The sequence below is a fragment of the Polynucleobacter sp. 39-46-10 genome, assembly GCF_002282275.1.
In genome coordinates this window covers 20537-37203 of the sequence record NZ_NCJB01000002.1, presented here as the reverse complement: position 1 = coordinate 37203, position 16667 = coordinate 20537, and the positions used below count along the sequence as shown (strand labels likewise).

Here is a 16667-nt window from a genome sequence, read left to right as displayed (position 1 = left end):
AATTCAGTTGCCATGAGTGATGTCCGCAAAGTCGTTTTCGAAGAAAATAAGCTAGAGAAAAAGCTATGTCGTTTAGTGGGTCAAGCGATTGGTGACTTTGGCATGATCGAAGATGGTGACAAGGTGATGGTTTGCTTGTCAGGCGGTAAAGATAGTTACGCCATGCTTGATATTCTTTTGAAGTTACGCGAGCGCGCCCCGATTGATTTTGAAATCGTTGCGGTTAATTTAGATCAGAAGCAACCAGGATTTCCGGCAGAAATTTTGCCGAACTATTTAAAGGCTTTAGGTGTTCAGTACCACATTGAAAACCAAGATACCTATAGCATTGTTAAGCGTGTAATTCCAGAAGGTAAAACTACCTGTGGCCTTTGCTCTCGATTACGTCGTGGAATTTTATATCGCGTGGCAGACGAGCTGGGTGCAACCAAGATTGCCTTGGGCCACCACCGTGATGACATCTTAGAAACGCTGATGCTAAATATGTTCTTTGCCGGCAAGCTCAAAGGCATGCCACCAAAGTTGCGATCTGATGACGGTAAGCATATTGTGATTCGTCCTCTCGCATACGTTCCTGAAAAGTTGCTTGAACGATATGCGGTGGATATGAACTTCCCGATTATTCCGTGCAATCTGTGCGGTAGTCAGCCAAATTTGCAGCGTGGCGCTATGAAAGAGATGTTGCGTGAGTGGGAGAAAAAGCACCCAGGGCGCGTTGAGAATCTCTTTCGCTCAATGCACCACATCGTGCCGTCCCATTTAATGGATAGTGAGGCCTTTGATTTTAAGAATCTTGAGATTTCTACAGAACTGTCAGGTATTGCCGCAAGATCTGCTGGCGATAAGGCAATTGATGAGACAGAAATTGATGAAATTGCCTGTGGAACGCTTATTCAGGGGTCTTATAATCCCTCCTTATGAACATCGTTATTTTGGCTGCTGGGCAGGGAAAGCGGATGAAGTCCGCCTTACCCAAGGTTCTTCAAACCTTGGCCGGGAAGCCACTGCTCCAGCACGTTCTCAATACAGCCCTAGAGCTACAAGGTAAGGGTGCTAAAACTGGACCTATAGTCGTAGTTGGGCATGGCGCGGCTGATGTAAAGCAATTTCTTCAGGTTGCCAGCGAACAAGATTCTCGATTTGGCAAAGTGGGCACCGCATTGCAGGCCGAGCAAAAAGGAACGGGCCACGCTTTATTGCAAGCCTTGCCTAAGCTAGATGTGAATGAACCTACTTTGGTTCTCTATGGTGATGTGCCCCTGACAAGTAAGAAAACGCTCTCTAAATTGGCTAAATTGGCTGATGGTGTGCGTGGTAAAGATTCTGCGTTAGCGCTTCTAACTCAAAACCTCAACAATCCAAAAGGCTATGGTCGTATCGTGCGCGACATTGATGGGTCGGTAAAAGAGATTGTTGAAGAAAAAGATGCTTCGCCTGAGCAAAAGCGTATTCAAGAAATCAATACCGGCATCATGGTGCTGCCAACTAACTCACTTAAGAAGTGGTTGAAGTCTTTGCGTGCCAGCAATGCCCAGGGTGAATATTATTTAACTGATGTGATTGCAATGGCAGTGAAAGATGGCGTACCTATTCGCACTGCACAAGCAGATGCCGAATATGAGACCGTTGGTGTTAATAGTCGCGATCAGTTGGCTTCGTTGGAGCGAGTGCATCAACTTAATCAAGCGAATGCCTTAATGGATGCCGGCGTTTCTTTGGCTGATCCAGCGCGCATCGATATCCGCGGAACTCTGGAGTGCGGTACTGATGTCTTTATTGATGTGGGTTGTGTATTTGAAGGTTGCGTTACTTTAGCTGCAGGCACAAAAGTGGGTCCGTACTGCATTATTCGCAATAGCGTGATTGCTAAGAATGTCACCATTCACCCATACAGCCATATCGACGGAGCTCAGGTTGGGGCAAATTCACTAATTGGGCCATACGCACGTTTACGACCTGGCGCAGAATTATCTAATGATGTACATATTGGCAACTTTGTCGAAGTGAAGAACAGCAAGATTGCCGCCAATAGCAAAGCCAATCACCTGGCCTATGTTGGTGATTCCATTGTGGGCTCTAGAGTCAATATCGGTGCAGGCACGATTACTTGTAACTACGATGGTGTGAATAAGCACCAAACCATCATTGAGGACGATGTCTTTATTGGTTCGGATACTCAGTTGGTTGCCCCAGTGCGCGTTGGCCGTGGTGCGACTTTAGGCGCGGGAACCACCCTGACTAAAGATGCGCCCCCAAATCAGCTAACTGTCTCTAGGGCCAAGCAAATCTCTTTACAGTGGCAGCGCCCAGTAAAGCAAGCAAAAAAAACAGCAGCTAAGAAAGTCGTTGAAAGAAAAGTAGCCAGTAAAAAACCCGCTAAGGCTAAAAAATAATGTGTGGAATCGTTGGCGCAGCTTCGCGTAAGAATATTGTTGAAGTGTTGATTGAAGGTTTGCGCCGTCTTGAGTACCGTGGCTATGATTCTTGTGGCTTTGCGGTAATCAATGGTGATGATGCCAAGCATCTGATTGAACGTGCTCGCACTACTGCTCGTGTTTCTGAGTTGGCGGAGCAGGGTAAAGATTTTCATGGCACACTAGGAATTGCGCATACTCGCTGGGCAACTCACGGTAAGCCAGATACGCAAAATGCACATCCGCATATTTCTGGTGGATTAATTGCGGTTGTTCACAACGGCATTATTGAAAACTATGAATCACTTCGCACTGAGCTGAAGTCTGTGGGTTATGTATTTGCTTCAGAAACTGATACCGAAGTCATTGCGCATTTGATTCATCAAGCTTACGTAGCTAGCAATCAAGCAGATTTGGTTGCGTCAGTCCGTTCGGTTTTGCCGCGCCTTCACGGTGCTTATGCGATTGGCGTGATTGCACAAGATCGTCCAGATGTTTTGGTTGGGGCGCGTGCTGGTTCCCCATTGGTTGTTGCTCTTGGTAAAAATGAAAACTTTCTCGCATCGGATGCGTTAGCGCTTGCTGGTCGAGCGCACTCCATGATGTATTTGGAAGAGGGTGATGTTGCCATTTTGAAGGCTGATGGAGTTGAGATCATTGATCATGCGGGAAAGACAACGCAGCGAGAGCAAAAGCCCATGCCTGCTCAGGCTGACTCAGTTGATCTAGGGCCTTATCAGCATTACATGCAAAAAGAGATTTTTGAGCAGCCCAGAGCAATTGGTGACACGCTTGCCAACATTGCTAGCTTTGGGCCAGAACTCTTTAATGCTGACCCTGAACAGTGGAAAAAGTTTGATCAAATTTTGATCCTGGCTTGCGGCACCAGCTACTACTCTGCCTGTGTAGCAAAATATTGGCTAGAGGACTTAGCAGGCATCCCGACCCAGGTTGAGATTGCTAGTGAATATCGCTATCGCACAACCGTTCCTAATCCGAATACACTAATTGTGGTGGTCTCTCAGTCTGGTGAGACTGCCGATACTTTAGCGGCATTACGTCATGCGCAAGCGTTAGGGCATCAATACACTCTTGCGATTTGTAACGTGGCGTCTAGTGCCATGGTTCGTGAAACTAATTGGAATTTCTTAACTAAGGCTGGTACCGAGATTGGCGTGGCTTCTACCAAAGCCTTCACTACTCAATTAGTTGCGCTCTATCTGTTGGCTGTTTCATTGGCCAAGCGCGCGGGCAAGGTGAGCCCTGAACAAGAAAAAGAGCTCTTGCGTGATTTGCGCCATTTGCCAAAAGCTTTGCATGCAGTGTTAGCGCTTGAGCCGCAGATTATGGCTTGGAGCACTGCATTTGCTAAATGTGAAAACGCTTTATTCTTAGGGCGCGGTATGCACTACCCGATTGCTCTTGAAGGCGCACTTAAGTTAAAAGAGATTTCATATATTCATGCTGAAGCCTACCCAGCGGGTGAGTTAAAACATGGACCGCTCGCCTTGGTTACTGAAAAGATGCCAGTGGTTACAGTAGCCCCTAAAGATGACTTGCTGGAAAAGCTCAAATCCAATATGCAGGAAGTAAAAGCCCGCGGTGGAAAGCTTTATGTTTTTGCGGACCTGGATACCGAGATCACTAGTAGCGAGGGTATTAACGTGATTCGTTTGCCTGAGCACTACGGTAATCTATCTCCAATTCTGCATGTAGTTCCGCTTCAACTCTTGGCTTATCACACAGCCTGTGCCCTGGGTACTGATGTTGATAAGCCACGCAACCTCGCAAAGAGCGTTACGGTCGAGTAATTCCTCTTGGGGTGGATTTAACCCAAAACTCTTAGTGGGATTTTTAAACCTGGCGGAAGCCAATCCGCAGGGTTTATGTCCTTTAATTTTGTAAGGCCTTGCAATTAGTACTAACTAGTACTAAAATAGTACGTATACAGACTAAATTAAGGTTTTTAAATGAATCACCTATCGCTCGTTAAGGAATTGGTTCAGGCATATCAGGCATTTGAAGTGCATTCTGCGGCGCATATCAAAGAGATGGGTTTAACCACCACTCAGTTCGATATCGTTGCGACCTTGGGTAACCAGCCGCCGATGACTTGTAAGGAGTTGGGTGAGAAGACGCTAGTCTCCAAAGGCACGATGACAGGCGTTCTTGAGCGCCTAGAAGCTAAAGGGTTCATAGAAAAGTTTATGAATATTGAGGATGGTCGAAGTTACAAGATCGGCCTCTCAAAATCGGGCGACAAGTTATTTAAGAAAGTATTTCCAGAGCATGTTGAGTATCTCAGTAAAGCCTTCGGAAAGCTCAGCAAGAAAGAGTTAGAACAAGCGGTAATGGTTTTAAAAGAAGTTAAAACAATTTTTCAAAGGAAAGATCATGACTAAAGTAGCTGTTGTATTTCACAGTGGTTATGGCCACACAGTTAAACAAGCTGAAGCGCTCGCTAAAGGTGCTAATGGCACCTTAGTAGCAATTGATGCCGAAGGCAATATCACTGATGCGCAGTGGGAAACCTTAAACACTGCTGATGCCATCGTATTCGGTTCGCCAACCTATATGGGTACAGTGAGCTGGCAGTTCAAGAAATTTGCTGATGCCAGTTCTAAGCAATGGTTTTCACAGCAGTGGAAAGATAAAGTATTTGGTGGCTTCACAAATTCTGCCACCATGAACGGTGATAAGCATTCCACCCTCCATTACTTCTTCACTCTAGCAATGCAGCATTCAGGCATCTGGGTTGGTACTGGTTTGATGCCTTCAAATTCCAAGGCAGCTAAGCGTGATGATGTGAATTATGTAGGCTCATCTGCTGGCGCAATGATGCAGACACCTTCAGATGCAAGTGCTGATGAAGTGAATGCGGGCGACCTAGAAACCGCACGTCTCTATGGTGAGCGTATTGCGAAGATAGCTGGCATACTAAAAACGAAGTAAGAATCGGCAATAGAGACGATTGGGGGGATGATGAAAAAACTCATTGGGATACAAGGCAATGATCGAGGTCACTGGGTAGGTGATGGCTTCCCGGTGCGCACCCTGTTCTTCTATCAAGATCTGGGCAAGCAAATGAGTCCATTCTTGATATTGGACTACGCAGGTCCAGCAGAGTTCCCCCAAACAACTGAGCGTAAAGGCGTGGGCTCACATCCTCATCGCGGTTTTGAAACGGTCACGATCGTGTATGAAGGTGAAGTTGCACACAAGGATTCCACCGGTCAGGGTGGCGTGATTGGTCCCGGTGATGTGCAGTGGATGACTGCTGGCTCTGGCATCTTGCATGAAGAGTTTCATTCTGAAGACTTTGCCAAAAATGGCGGAACTTTGGAGATGGTGCAGTTGTGGGTAAATCTGCCCGCAAAACTCAAAATGACTGAGCCAGGCTATCAGGCAATTTTGGATAAACAGATTCCTGCGATTGCTTTGAGGAAGGGGGCAGGACAAGCACGCATCATTGCTGGAGAGTTTGATGGCCATATAGGGCCAGCCAATACCTTTACCCCTCTCAATGTGATTGACCTGAAGTTGAAGAAGGATTCGACAAGTATTCCTGTACCTGAGGGCTGGAATACTTCACTGGTTGTGCTCAAGGGTGCCATTGAGGCTGGTGATGGTGTGGTGGCTAAAGATGCTCTGATGTTGATGTTTAGTAATCAGGGCCAAGATATTCAAGTCAATGTGCTGGAAGACTCTATTGCCTTGCTGCTGAGTGGCGAACCTATTAATGAGCCTATCGTTGGATACGGTCCATTTGTTATGAACAGCAAGGAAGAGATTGCTCAGGCAATGCAGGATTTCAATAGCGGAAGCTTTGGCAGAATTACCCATTAAAAATCAAAAGTACCAAAATTCCATTTGACTTCTTTGTTTGGCTGTGTATAAGAAAATAACCAATTATATCAATATGTTACAAAAAATAACTGGTAAAAGTGTGTTCTAATAGCTGGTGAAGAAAAGGATATTTGTCACAGTTCATGCACGGCTTCAAAGATTTCTCTGGTTTGCGATTGGTTCCGCTTATTTTTGCGGGATTTCTTTCTGCATGCGCGGTGGGCCCAGACTTCAAGCAGCCTGATGCTCCAAATACATCTAGATATACAGAAAACACCCTTTCAAAGAAGTTAGCTACCGCACCTGGGGTACCAGGTGGAACTGATCAAGAGTTTATTGAAGGCGCTGATATTGAGGCTCAGTGGTGGGAGTTATTCAAATCGCCAGAGCTTGATGTATTGATTAAAAAAGCTTTGCAGCAAAATCCGAATTTAGGTGCAGCAGATGCTGCACTACGCGCTAGTCAGGAAAATGTCAGTGCGCAAATTGGTGGACAGTACTTCCCGGCGATAGGTTTAAATGGCGGCGTTGCTCGGCAGTTGCAGCCTTCTGCTATTTATGGCCTGCCTTATGGCTCCGATACCTACAACCTCTATAACGCTTCTGTAAATGTCACTTATAAGCTCGATGTTTTTGGTGGTGCGCGCCGCGCTGTTGAGGGTGCGAGAGCGCAAGCGGAGATTGCACAGTTTCAGCTAGAAGGCGCATACCTTTCCTTGACTGCCAATATTGTGACTAGCGCTGTGCGTGAAGCTGCTCTGCGTGCGCAAATGCAAGCCACAGAAGAAATTCTGAAAGCGCAAACGAATTTAGCTGAAGTAACAGAGAAGCAATTAGTGATTGGTACAGTTTCTCGAGTGGATGTGACATCGCAAAGAACTTTGGTTTCTAACTCGCAAGTAGATTTATTTACCTACGAACGCAATCTATCTTTTGCACGCAATCAGTTGGCAGTGTTGGTTGGTGAGTTACCCAGTAATGCCAACATCACTAAATTTGATTTGAAGTCTTTGCATTTACCAGAGAAGCTGCCGCTCTCCGTGCCATCAAGCTTAGTGCGCCAGCGCCCAGATGTCCGTGCAGCAGAGGCACAACTCAAGGCTACCAATGCTTTGGTGGGTGTAGCCACTGCAAATTTATTGCCACAATTTAATATCACTGGCGCAATTGGATCGGCAGCATTAACTAGTGCAGCTCTGTTTGGGCCGAACGCGACGCTATGGTCGATTGCTGGCGGTATCTTTCAGCCACTCTTTCAGGGCGGGCAACTATTAGCGCAACGCCGTGGCGCCATGGCTAATTACGAACAAGCTGTATATCAATACCAAGCAACTGTACTCAAGGCATTTCAAGAGGTAGCTGATGCATTGCGTGCTTTAGAGACTGGTGCCCAAGCATTGAAGTCTGCATCAGATGCAGAGCGCTACGCTTATGAAACTTTAGAGTTGGTACAGCAGCAATACAAGCTAGGGACTGCAAGTTATTTGGCTGTTCTCTATTATCAAAATCAATACCAAATTGCTAAAGTCAAATCGGTTTCTGCGCAAGCAACCCGGTTCTCTGATACAGCGGCATTATTTGCAGCACTAGGCGGTGGCTGGTGGAATCGTACCGGCCCAGCCTTTCAACCAAAAGCCATAGCGAACAAAGATCAAAATGAAACTTCTGGAAACAATTAAAACCAAAGTAACTGCAGCAGTGCTTGCCTTGTGGGCTTGGGTATGTGCTAAGGCGATCGAGTGGAAACTTCGCGAGAAGATCATTGCACTTTGGGAAAAGGCAAAAGGTGTATGGGTACGCTTGCGTGAACGCTTTCTGCGGAGCAAGGCTAATGCCAAACTGCAATCAATGACGCCTTTAGGTCGTCGCATGACGATTATGTTGTGCGGCGTATTTTTGTTATTGGGCTTGATATTTGGATTTAATCAACTCAAGACTTTCATGATTAAGCATTTCATTGCGGGCATGGGCTTACCACCAGCAACAGTTTCGACGATGGTGGTGGAGACAACGGCATGGCAACCCAAGTTGTCTAGCGTTGGAAATGTGCGTGCATATAGAGGTGTAGAGCTCAGCACTGAAATTGGTGGCTTAGTGCAAAACGTACCCATTAAATCTGGCATGGATGTTAAAGAGGGCGAGTTGCTCATTAAATTGAATGATGCCTCTGATGTTGCACAGCTCAACTCCTTAAAAGCATTGGCAGATTTGGCTAAGGTAATTAATGAGCGTGATAGACAGCAGTTAGAGATTCAGGCGATTAGTAAGAATGTATTCGATACCAGTAAAGCAGATGCCAAGTCAAAGCAGGCTCAGGTAGAGCAGCAAACTGCTTTAGTGGCTAAGAAGAATCTAAAAGCTCCCTTCAGTGGTCGCGTCGGTATTGTGATGATCAACCCTGGGCAGTTCGTTAACCCGGGCGATAAGTTGCTTACCCTCCAAACCTTAGATCCTATTTTTGTGGACTTTAATCTCCCACAAGGTAATGCTGAGCAGATTCAGGTTGGCCAAGAAATTGTAGTGACGACCGATGCCTTTAAGGGTTCAAGCTTTACTGGCAAAGTTACTGCTGTGAGTCCTAAAGTAGATACCAACACGCGCAATATTCAGATTGAAGCCCAGCTGGCTAATCCGGATAAAAAGATTTTGCCGGGCATGTTTGCTAACGTGAATATTAAGTTGGGTGATGAAGTGAAGTTGCTGACCTTGCCTCAAACTGCTGTGACTTATAACCCATATGGCTCTACAGTCTTTATTGCTAAGCCAACTGGTAAAAAGGATAAGCAGGGCAAACCTGCGCTTGAGGCTCAACAAGTTTTTGTGACTACTGGACTAACCCGTGGAGATCAAGTGGCGATTCTCAAAGGGGTTGAAGAGGGGGCCACGGTTGTGACTAGTGGCCAACTTAAGCTGAAGAACGGTACTCCGCTGATTGTGAATAACAAGGTGTTGCCAGCGAATTCACCAAACCCACAGCCACAGGAATAAGTCCTAGATGAATTGGACTGACATATTCATTCGTAGGCCGGTGCTCTCACTGGTAGTGAGTGCGCTCGTCTTGGTATTTGGTTTAAAGGCGGTTGGATCTTTGCCTGTCAATCAATATCCGCAAACGCAAAATGCGATCGTTACGATTACAACGGCTTACTATGGCGCTGATCCAGAGACGATTGCAGGATTTATTACGCAGCCACTAGAGACGGCGATTGCTCAGTCTCAAGGTATCGACTATTTGTCCTCGATGAGTGTGAGCGGCCTATCGACAATTACCGCAACTCTGAAGCTCAATTACGACTCCAATGCTGCGTTAACGCAGATCCAAACTCAGATTAGTTCGGTTAAGAATCAGTTACCACCGCAAGCCCAGCAACCTGTGTTGACTGTACAGATTGGTCAGTCCACTGCAGCGATGTATATGGGTTTTTATAGCGATGACATTCCAAACAATGCGATTACTGATTACTTATTGCGGGTAGTGAAGCCAAAGCTGGATTCTGTAGACGGTGTACAGAATGCTGAAATTACTGGTGGCAGAAAGTTTGCTCTGCGCGCTTGGCTTGATCGCGAGAAGATGGCAGGGCTTGGTGTGGGTGCAGATGATGTTTATAGTGCCATGGCAGCCAATAACTACTTATCCGCAGTAGGTAGCACTAAAGGGGATATGGTTGCTGTTGACTTGGTGGCAGGTACCGATCTCCATACGCTTGATGAGTTCCGTAAATTGGTTGTCAAGAAAGATGGCATCAATATTGTGTACCTTGATCAAGTGGCTACTGTAAGCATGGGCTCGGAGGACTACAACACCAACGTCGCCTTTAGCGGTAAGAAATCGGTGTTTATTGCTATCAAGGTAGCACCCCAAGCGAATTTGCTTGATGTTGCTGAGCGTGTGCGTGCAGCGGTGCCCGATATTCAGAAGCAGTTACCCACTGGCATGTCAGGCAAGGTAGTTTACGACTCTACTAAGTTCATTACCACGTCGATTGATGAGGTGGTGGCAACGCTTCTAGAGGCGCTGTTGATTGTGACGGTGGTGATCTATCTCTTCTTAGGAAGCGCACGTGCTGTTGCTGTGCCTGTGATTGCGATGCCACTTTCTTTGATTGGCACATTCTTTTTGATGCAGGTCTTGGGCTACTCCATTAATTTGCTGACACTTCTTGCCCTCGTTCTGGCGATTGGCTTGGTCGTCGATGATGCCATTATTGTGGTTGAGAACGTTGACCGTCATATGAAGGAAGGAAAGTCTCCGCTAGAGGCTTCTTTGATTGCTGCTCGTGAGTTAGGCGGCCCGATTTTGGCGATGACCATTGTATTGATCGCGGTATATATCCCTATTGGTTTTCAGGGTGGATTAACCGGTGCGCTCTTTACGGAATTCGCCTTTACCCTAGCCAGTGCAGTCGCGGTATCAGGATTAATTGCATTGACGCTTTCTCCAATGATGTGTTCCCGCATCTTTACTGAGGAGCAAGAGGCCTCTTCTTTTGTGCAAAAGATTGACCGCATATTTGAAAAGGTCCACCACAGCTATCAAACCACTTTGCGTGAGCTCTTGAGTACCTGGCAAGTCATCATTGTGATGGGTGTAATTTTGCTAGGTGGAGTTGCCTACCTCTACGCTACTGCCCGCGCTGAATTAGCGCCAACAGAGGATCAAGGTATCGTGTTGATGCAGGCTTCAGGCCCACCCAACAGCACGGTCAATCAGATGCAGACCTATGCCGATCAGATTTATCAAATATCAGCAGCAGAGCCTGAGTATGAGCAGATGTTCCAGATCACCAGCCCCACCAGTAGTTTTGGTGGTGTGTTGCTCAAGGATTGGGATCAGCGAAGTCGCAATGCTACAAAGTTCCAAGAGGATATGCAGGGCAAGTGGAATACGATCGCTGGCGCTCGTGTAGCAGCTTTCCAGTTCCCAGCGTTGCCAGGTGCGCAGGGCTTACCTGTTCAGGTGGTTATTAATACCACTGAGTCTTATGAATCGCTGAATGAAGTCTCGCAAGCAGTTTTAGATAAAGCGCGTCGTAGCGGCAACTTTTTCTTCGTAGACTCGGATTTGAAGATTGATAAGCCACAAGACGTTTTAGAAATCGATCGTGAAAAAGTCGCTGCACTGGGCATGACGCAGCAGCAAGTGGGTAATGCGCTATCAGCTGCTTTGGGCGGCGGTTATGTTAACTACTTCTCTGTCGCTGGCCGTTCATATCGTGTCATTCCGCAAGTTAAGCAAGTAGATCGCTTAAATCCAGACCAGATCTTGGATTACTACATACGCACGCCAAGTGGTCAGATGATTCAGGCGCGCACCATCGCAACGATTAAGCAAAGAGTGGTACCGCAGTCGATTAATCACTTTCAGCAACTCAACTCCGCAACAATCTCTGGTGTAAGTACGCCATTTATTTCTCAAGCGGACCTGCTGGAGTTCATGCGCCAAACTTTAAAAGAAGTAGCGCCGAACGGTTACACCATGGATTACGCTGGCCCATCACGTCAGTTCATGGCAGAGTCCGGCGGCTTCTTGGTGACGATGTTCTTTGCGATCTTGATCGTGTTCTTAGTCTTAGCTGCACAGTTTGAAAGCTTCCGCGATCCGATCGTGATTTTGGTTTCAGTACCGCTCGCCTTGTTTGGGGCATTGATTTTTATTAATTTAGGATTCACCACCTTGAATGTGTATACCCAGGTTGGACTGGTCACGCTGATGGGATTGATTAGTAAGCACGGTATTTTGATTGTGGAGTTTGCAAATGAATTGCAGGAAGCTGGTCGTAGTAAGTTGGATGCCATCGTAGAGGCAAGTAGCGTGCGTCTGCGTCCGATATTGATGACTACTGCTGCAATGGTGTTGGGTGTAGTACCTCTGGTGATTGCCTCTGGTGCAGGTGCGGCTGGTCGTCAATCTATGGGCATCGTGATTTTTACTGGCCTATCGATTGGCACTCTGTTCACGCTCTTTGTAGTGCCCGCTATGTATTTATTTATTGGCGCTGATCACCACCAAAAGAAATTCAAGCAGCAGTAATATATTCCTCAAGTAAGTAAAGAAAAAGGGTGAACTTGGTTCACCCTTTTCTAATTGAGCACTTATATTACTTCACAATGTTGAGTGCTTTTTCTTCTACTACGCTGTATTTGGTTTCCCTAGATATGCGCTTCATCCACTCATCAATATTGCTTAATTGCGAGCGTGGTCCAGTTTTTTCTGGGAAGGTTTGCTCTAGTAGGAGCCATCGACTTACGCACAAAGCCAATGGAATGTCTCCAATAGTGAATTGTTCACCAGAGCAGTAGGAGTTATTCTCTAAATACTGATCAAGCAAGGCGAGCCATGAGTCTGCCTCTTGATAAGACTTTTTAATTAGCTCATAGTTACGGTCTGCTTCAGGGACGCGAGTGAGTCCAAGCACTGCCACCCTTAAAGGTGGCCACATGGTTCCCAGTTGCCAATCCATCCATTTTTCAGATTGGAACTGACTTTTTATGTCTGCAGGAAAGCGTTTCCCTTGATCGTACTGGTTGTTTAGATAGCGCAAGATAGTGTTAGATTCCCAAAGCACAAGATTTCCATCTTCAAGCGTTGGTACTAAGCCGTTTGGATTAAGGGCTAAGAATTCGGGAGTGCGACTCTTGCCAAAATGAAGGCCCGCATCAATGCGCTCAAAATCCTTGCCTTCTTCTAACCCTAACTCTGCCAGGCACCACAACACCTTTTGGACATTGATTGAAGTTTTTCTTCCCCACAAACGCATCATGAGAGCTCCTATTGGCCTGTATTTAAAGGGGTGAGTCCAGTCCCATAAATTTGCTATGCGCAAAGATGAGGGGGTGACTTTGTGCTGCGTGCTTTAAGTTGAGAACTTTGGCAACAATAATGTTGTGGTCGCCCCCGGTGTGCACTGATACAGTTTCGCATTCAAAGTAAGCGCAGCATCCATCAATTTGAGTAAGGCCGCTAGCTGCAATTTGATGGGGAATGTTAACGAACTGATTTTCTTTAACGGTGGCAAAGTGCATTGCCATGGCTTCCTGCGAACGCTCCAAGACATGAATAAGCTGTTTCTGACCGACCTCAAAGTGGGGCATTAAACGTGAATGCTTTTTGAGGCTCCACAAAATGAGTGGTGGCTCTAATGAAACAGTATTAAATGAGCTGATGGTGATGCCGTGCGCCTGCTGGTCGGGATCCAGGCAAGTAATCACAGTGACCCCTGTCGCAAAAGAGGAAAAGCCTTTGCGTAGCTCTTGGGAGGTAAATGGGGTCATCTTGCTATATCTATTTAGTGATTTACTTACTTTGCTACAGCTGTAGTGGGTGCATCAGAGGACATTGCTGTGCCAGGAATCGGGGTGAGGATTTCATTTTCTTCAGCTTTTACGCATTTAAAGCGATATTCCTTGCCTGCCTTAGAGAGGAAGCTTGCTCCTTGGTAGAAATCATTCTTACAAGTTGTGTTGGCGAAATCCATGACATCTTGTGGTGCTGCGCTGGAGCTAATTAAGCGCATATTACCCATAGACATATTAATTTGGCTTGAGGAGCATCCAACTAGTGTTAGACCAGAGGCCGCAGTTAATAGTAGAATTTTTTTCATGGAAACCTCCATAATCAGCAATGCTCGTTAGGATAAACCTATTACGTATTTGCTGTGGAGAATGCAGCGCTTTTAAAAGGAAGAGACATGTTTAACGCGATTTTGGTGAATAAAGATGATCAAGGTTATCGAGCTGAGCTTGCTCAGGTCAATGAGGCAAGTTTGCCTGAGGGCGATGTCAGAGTGAAGGTGCTCTATTCCACGCTGAACTACAAAGACGGCTTGGCCATTACTGGCAAAGGGCCAGTAGTGCGCAGCTTTCCGATGGTTCCTGGAATTGATTTTGCGGGTGAGGTATTGGAGAGTGCTAGCCCAGAATTTAAGGCCGGCGACATGGTGTTGCTGAATGGTTGGGGTGTTGGTGAAGGTCATTGGGGTGGGTTAGCCCAACAAGCACGCGTGAAGTCAGAGTGGCTCATTCCACTGCCAAAGGGTTTTACTGCTAAGCAGGCCTTAGCTATTGGTACTGCAGGTTACACGGCAATGCTATGTGTGATGGCTTTACAAAAGCATGGCTTAAAACCTAGTGATGGTGAAGTATTGGTGACGGGGGCTGCTGGTGGAGTGGGTAGCTTCGCTATCACCCTATTAAGTAAATTGGGCTTTACCGTAGTTGCCAGCACTGGACGTATGTCTGAGGCTGATTATTTGAAGAAATTGGGTGCAAGCGAAGTAATTGATCGCACCGCATTGTCGGCCCCTGGTAAGCCTTTAGCTAAAGAGCGCTGGGCGGCAGTAGTCGATAGCGTTGGTAGTCATACCTTGGCTAATGCCTGCGCACAAACCAAAAGTGATGGTGCGGTTGCCGCTTGTGGTCTTGCTCAGGGAATGGATTTTCCATCGACTGTTGCTCCATTCATTTTGCGTGGTGTAACTTTGTACGGCATTAATAGTGTGACAGTGCCAAAAGCAAAACGTATTGCAGCCTATGAGCAATTGAGTAAGCTGATTGACCTCAAAACTCTAGAAGAAATCTCTCATGAAATTAGCTTGGAAGATTCTTTAAAGTACGCAACAGAACTGATGGCAGGCAATGTGCGTGGTCGTTTGATTGTTGATGTCAATAAATAAGCAATTAGTAATTGGCAATACTTACTGCGGTACTTGAGGTTTGCGCGTTTCTAGTTTTTCCCAGACCTCAAGCTTGTCGGCCTTAGAAAGTTCAGACCAGCCTGCAATTTCAGTGAGCGTGCGATAGCAGCCACGGCAAAAACCATTTTCAGGGTTGATGTCGCACCAGTTGATGCAAGGCGATGGAACTGTTGTCAAAGCAAACCTAGAATAGAAATAGATGAATACCAAAAACCAATCCAGCGATCTTAGTTCTATTCATTATCCCTTAGCCGATGCTTTGCCGGAAGTGGGTGACTCAATGGAGGTCTCGCCTGGCGTGCGCTGGTTGCGTATGCGCTTACCCTTTGCTCTGGACCACATTAATTTATGGCTGCTGCGTGATGAGCTTGAAGGCATTCAAGGCTGGACAATTGTTGATTGCGGCATTGCCAATGAGGAGACCAAAGCAGCTTGGGAGCAGATCTTTGCCACACAGCTAGAGGGCTTACTGGTATTGCGGGTGATCGTGACCCATATGCATCCAGATCACGTGGGACTCTCTCAATGGCTCTGCGAAAAATGGAATGTACCTCTCTGGATCTCCATGACGGATTATTTAACAGCGCAATGGTTGAGCCATAAAGAAGGTGGTGCTACTGTTGGTGCCCGTGCTGGCGGCGGTGGTTCTGCGGACCACTTTCAGAGACATGGATTAAGTGCTCCAGAAGATTTAGAAAAAATCCGGGCACGCTCGAATTACTACAGCAATATGGTTCCAGGTGTACCGCGACAATATCGTCGCATCATCGATGGTGAAGTGATTTTGATTGGTGGACACGAGTGGCAAGTGATTATGGGGTTTGGCCATGCGCCTGAGCATGCTTCACTATTTTGTAAAGATTTAGGTGTGTTGATTTCTGGGGACATGTTGTTGCCACGCATCTCCACCAATGTCAGTGTCTATGACGCGGATCCTGATGCAGATCCTCTCGGTTTATATCTGAGTTCTTTGGATCGCTACCTACCTTTGCCTGATAACACCTTAGTACTGCCATCTCATGGTAAGCCATTTATAGGAATGAAGTCGCGGATTGATCAGTTGAAATTGCACCACGATGAGCGCTTGGCAGAAACGCTTGGGGCCTGTAAAAAACCGGCAACTGCTCGAGAGATAGTGCCGGTTTTATTTAAGCGTGAATTAGATATTCACCAAATGACATTTGCTATGGGTGAGGCTATTGCTCATCTGAATTACCTACTTCGTCGAGGAAAGTTGAGTCGCCAGCTTTGCGACGACGGCGTGTTGCGGTTTTGCGTGGTTTAGAGGCCTTAGTTCCGGACTCTTCAGTAGATCCGCCGGCAGCAGCAGTTGCTGAAACCGCATCTCCAAAGGATTTGAGGGCCATCATGGTGGCATGTTGTACTTCAAGACCCTGAATAGTGGACTTCAAGATATTGAGGTTGAGGTTAAGCCAGTTTTCAACGCTTTTGAGGTCTTTGATGCGCTTTTCTAGCTCATCGGTATCCAGCCCTGGAAATGCTGAGCCGAACCCCCCAGCAGCCTTGGAGGCATCTGTAGTGAAGGGAAATTGTCCTGGCGTCGATCCGCCTGCCCCCTGGCCCCACATGGTTTTCATCATTTCAAGGCTTTGATTGAATTCAGGGATAGTTCCAAACATAGGGCGAGCTCCGGGTCAGATAAAAGTGGCTTATTGCCAATACAATAAGAGATTCTAGAGATTAATCCCGGTTA

Annotated in this window: 16 protein-coding genes; 11 read left to right on the top strand and 5 right to left on the bottom strand. The window is 46.6% G+C overall.

Annotation, left to right across the window (positions count from 1 at the left end):
* Positions 1-12: 12 nt before the first annotated feature.
* The 9 genes from ttcA to B7X71_RS00450 all read left to right on the top strand — a co-directional run bounded on the left by ttcA (position 13) and on the right by B7X71_RS00450 (position 12291).
* Entirely contained in the window at positions 13-921 is a 909-nt protein-coding gene (gene ttcA / locus B7X71_RS00490; protein ID WP_293596737.1) for a tRNA 2-thiocytidine(32) synthetase TtcA, read from the top strand.
* A complete protein-coding gene (glmU, locus tag B7X71_RS00485; protein ID WP_293596738.1) occupies positions 918-2393 on the top strand; it encodes a bifunctional UDP-N-acetylglucosamine diphosphorylase/glucosamine-1-phosphate N-acetyltransferase GlmU in 1476 nt (491 codons plus the stop codon). The genes ttcA and glmU overlap by 4 nt, the downstream gene beginning before the upstream one ends.
* Entirely contained in the window at positions 2393-4225 is a 1833-nt protein-coding gene (glmS, locus tag B7X71_RS00480; RefSeq protein ID WP_293596739.1) for a glutamine--fructose-6-phosphate transaminase (isomerizing), read from the top strand. The genes glmU and glmS overlap by 1 nt, the downstream gene beginning before the upstream one ends.
* 159 nt (positions 4226-4384) lie before the next feature.
* Positions 4385-4816 carry a MarR family transcriptional regulator gene (locus B7X71_RS00475; RefSeq protein WP_293596740.1) on the top strand — a complete coding sequence of 144 codons (432 nt, stop codon included), beginning with the start codon at positions 4385-4387 and terminating at the stop codon, positions 4814-4816.
* Positions 4809-5366 carry a flavodoxin family protein gene (locus tag B7X71_RS00470; protein WP_293596741.1) on the top strand — a complete coding sequence of 186 codons (558 nt, stop codon included), beginning with the start codon at positions 4809-4811 and terminating at the stop codon, positions 5364-5366. Before B7X71_RS00475 ends, B7X71_RS00470 begins: the two co-directional genes overlap by 8 nt.
* 30 nt (positions 5367-5396) lie before the next feature.
* Positions 5397-6260, top strand: coding sequence for a pirin family protein (locus B7X71_RS00465; RefSeq protein ID WP_293596742.1), 864 nt, complete (start codon positions 5397-5399; stop codon positions 6258-6260).
* Positions 6261-6403: 143 nt separating this feature from the next.
* Positions 6404-7939, top strand: a complete 1536-nt coding sequence (locus B7X71_RS00460) for an efflux transporter outer membrane subunit (RefSeq protein WP_293596743.1) — start codon at positions 6404-6406, stop codon at positions 7937-7939.
* Positions 7940-8108: 169 nt separating this feature from the next.
* Complete coding sequence (locus B7X71_RS00455; protein ID WP_293596806.1) at positions 8109-9248, top strand: efflux RND transporter periplasmic adaptor subunit; 1140 nt, start codon at positions 8109-8111, stop codon at positions 9246-9248.
* A 7-nt stretch (positions 9249-9255) separates the two neighbouring features.
* Positions 9256-12291, top strand: coding sequence for an efflux RND transporter permease subunit (locus tag B7X71_RS00450; RefSeq protein WP_293596744.1), 3036 nt, complete (start codon positions 9256-9258; stop codon positions 12289-12291).
* 67 nt (positions 12292-12358) lie between these two features.
* Here B7X71_RS00450 and B7X71_RS00445 read toward each other — a convergent pair whose 3' ends face one another.
* Genes B7X71_RS00445 through B7X71_RS00435 form a run of 3 tightly spaced genes read right to left on the bottom strand, consistent with a single transcriptional unit; the run spans position 12359 to position 13861 of the window.
* A complete protein-coding gene (locus B7X71_RS00445) occupies positions 12359-13021 on the bottom strand; it encodes a glutathione S-transferase N-terminal domain-containing protein (protein WP_293596745.1) in 663 nt (220 codons plus the stop codon).
* Between the two features lie 22 nt (positions 13022-13043).
* Entirely contained in the window at positions 13044-13532 is a 489-nt protein-coding gene (locus B7X71_RS00440) for a flavin reductase family protein (RefSeq protein WP_293596746.1), read from the bottom strand.
* A 26-nt stretch (positions 13533-13558) separates the two neighbouring features.
* Positions 13559-13861, bottom strand: a complete 303-nt coding sequence (locus B7X71_RS00435) for a hypothetical protein (RefSeq protein WP_293596747.1) — start codon at positions 13859-13861, stop codon at positions 13559-13561.
* 87 nt (positions 13862-13948) lie between these two features.
* Between B7X71_RS00435 and B7X71_RS00430 the strand changes: the two genes are divergently transcribed.
* Positions 13949-14932 carry an MDR family oxidoreductase gene (locus B7X71_RS00430; protein WP_293596748.1) on the top strand — a complete coding sequence of 328 codons (984 nt, stop codon included), beginning with the start codon at positions 13949-13951 and terminating at the stop codon, positions 14930-14932.
* 21 nt (positions 14933-14953) lie between these two features.
* Here the strand turns inward: B7X71_RS00430 and B7X71_RS00425 are convergent, their stop codons facing one another.
* Positions 14954-15130 carry a DUF1289 domain-containing protein gene (locus B7X71_RS00425; protein WP_293596749.1) on the bottom strand — a complete coding sequence of 59 codons (177 nt, stop codon included), beginning with the start codon at positions 15128-15130 and terminating at the stop codon, positions 14954-14956.
* Positions 15131-15152: 22 nt separating this feature from the next.
* Between B7X71_RS00425 and B7X71_RS00420 the strand changes: the two genes are divergently transcribed.
* Positions 15153-16238, top strand: a complete 1086-nt coding sequence (locus B7X71_RS00420; protein ID WP_293596750.1) for an MBL fold metallo-hydrolase — start codon at positions 15153-15155, stop codon at positions 16236-16238.
* On the opposite strand, the gene B7X71_RS00415 is transcribed toward B7X71_RS00420, so the two are convergent.
* A complete protein-coding gene (locus B7X71_RS00415; RefSeq protein ID WP_293596751.1) occupies positions 16150-16593 on the bottom strand; it encodes a PhaM family polyhydroxyalkanoate granule multifunctional regulatory protein in 444 nt (147 codons plus the stop codon). The genes B7X71_RS00420 and B7X71_RS00415 overlap by 89 nt on opposite strands.
* Between the last annotated feature and the right edge of the window lie 74 nt (positions 16594-16667).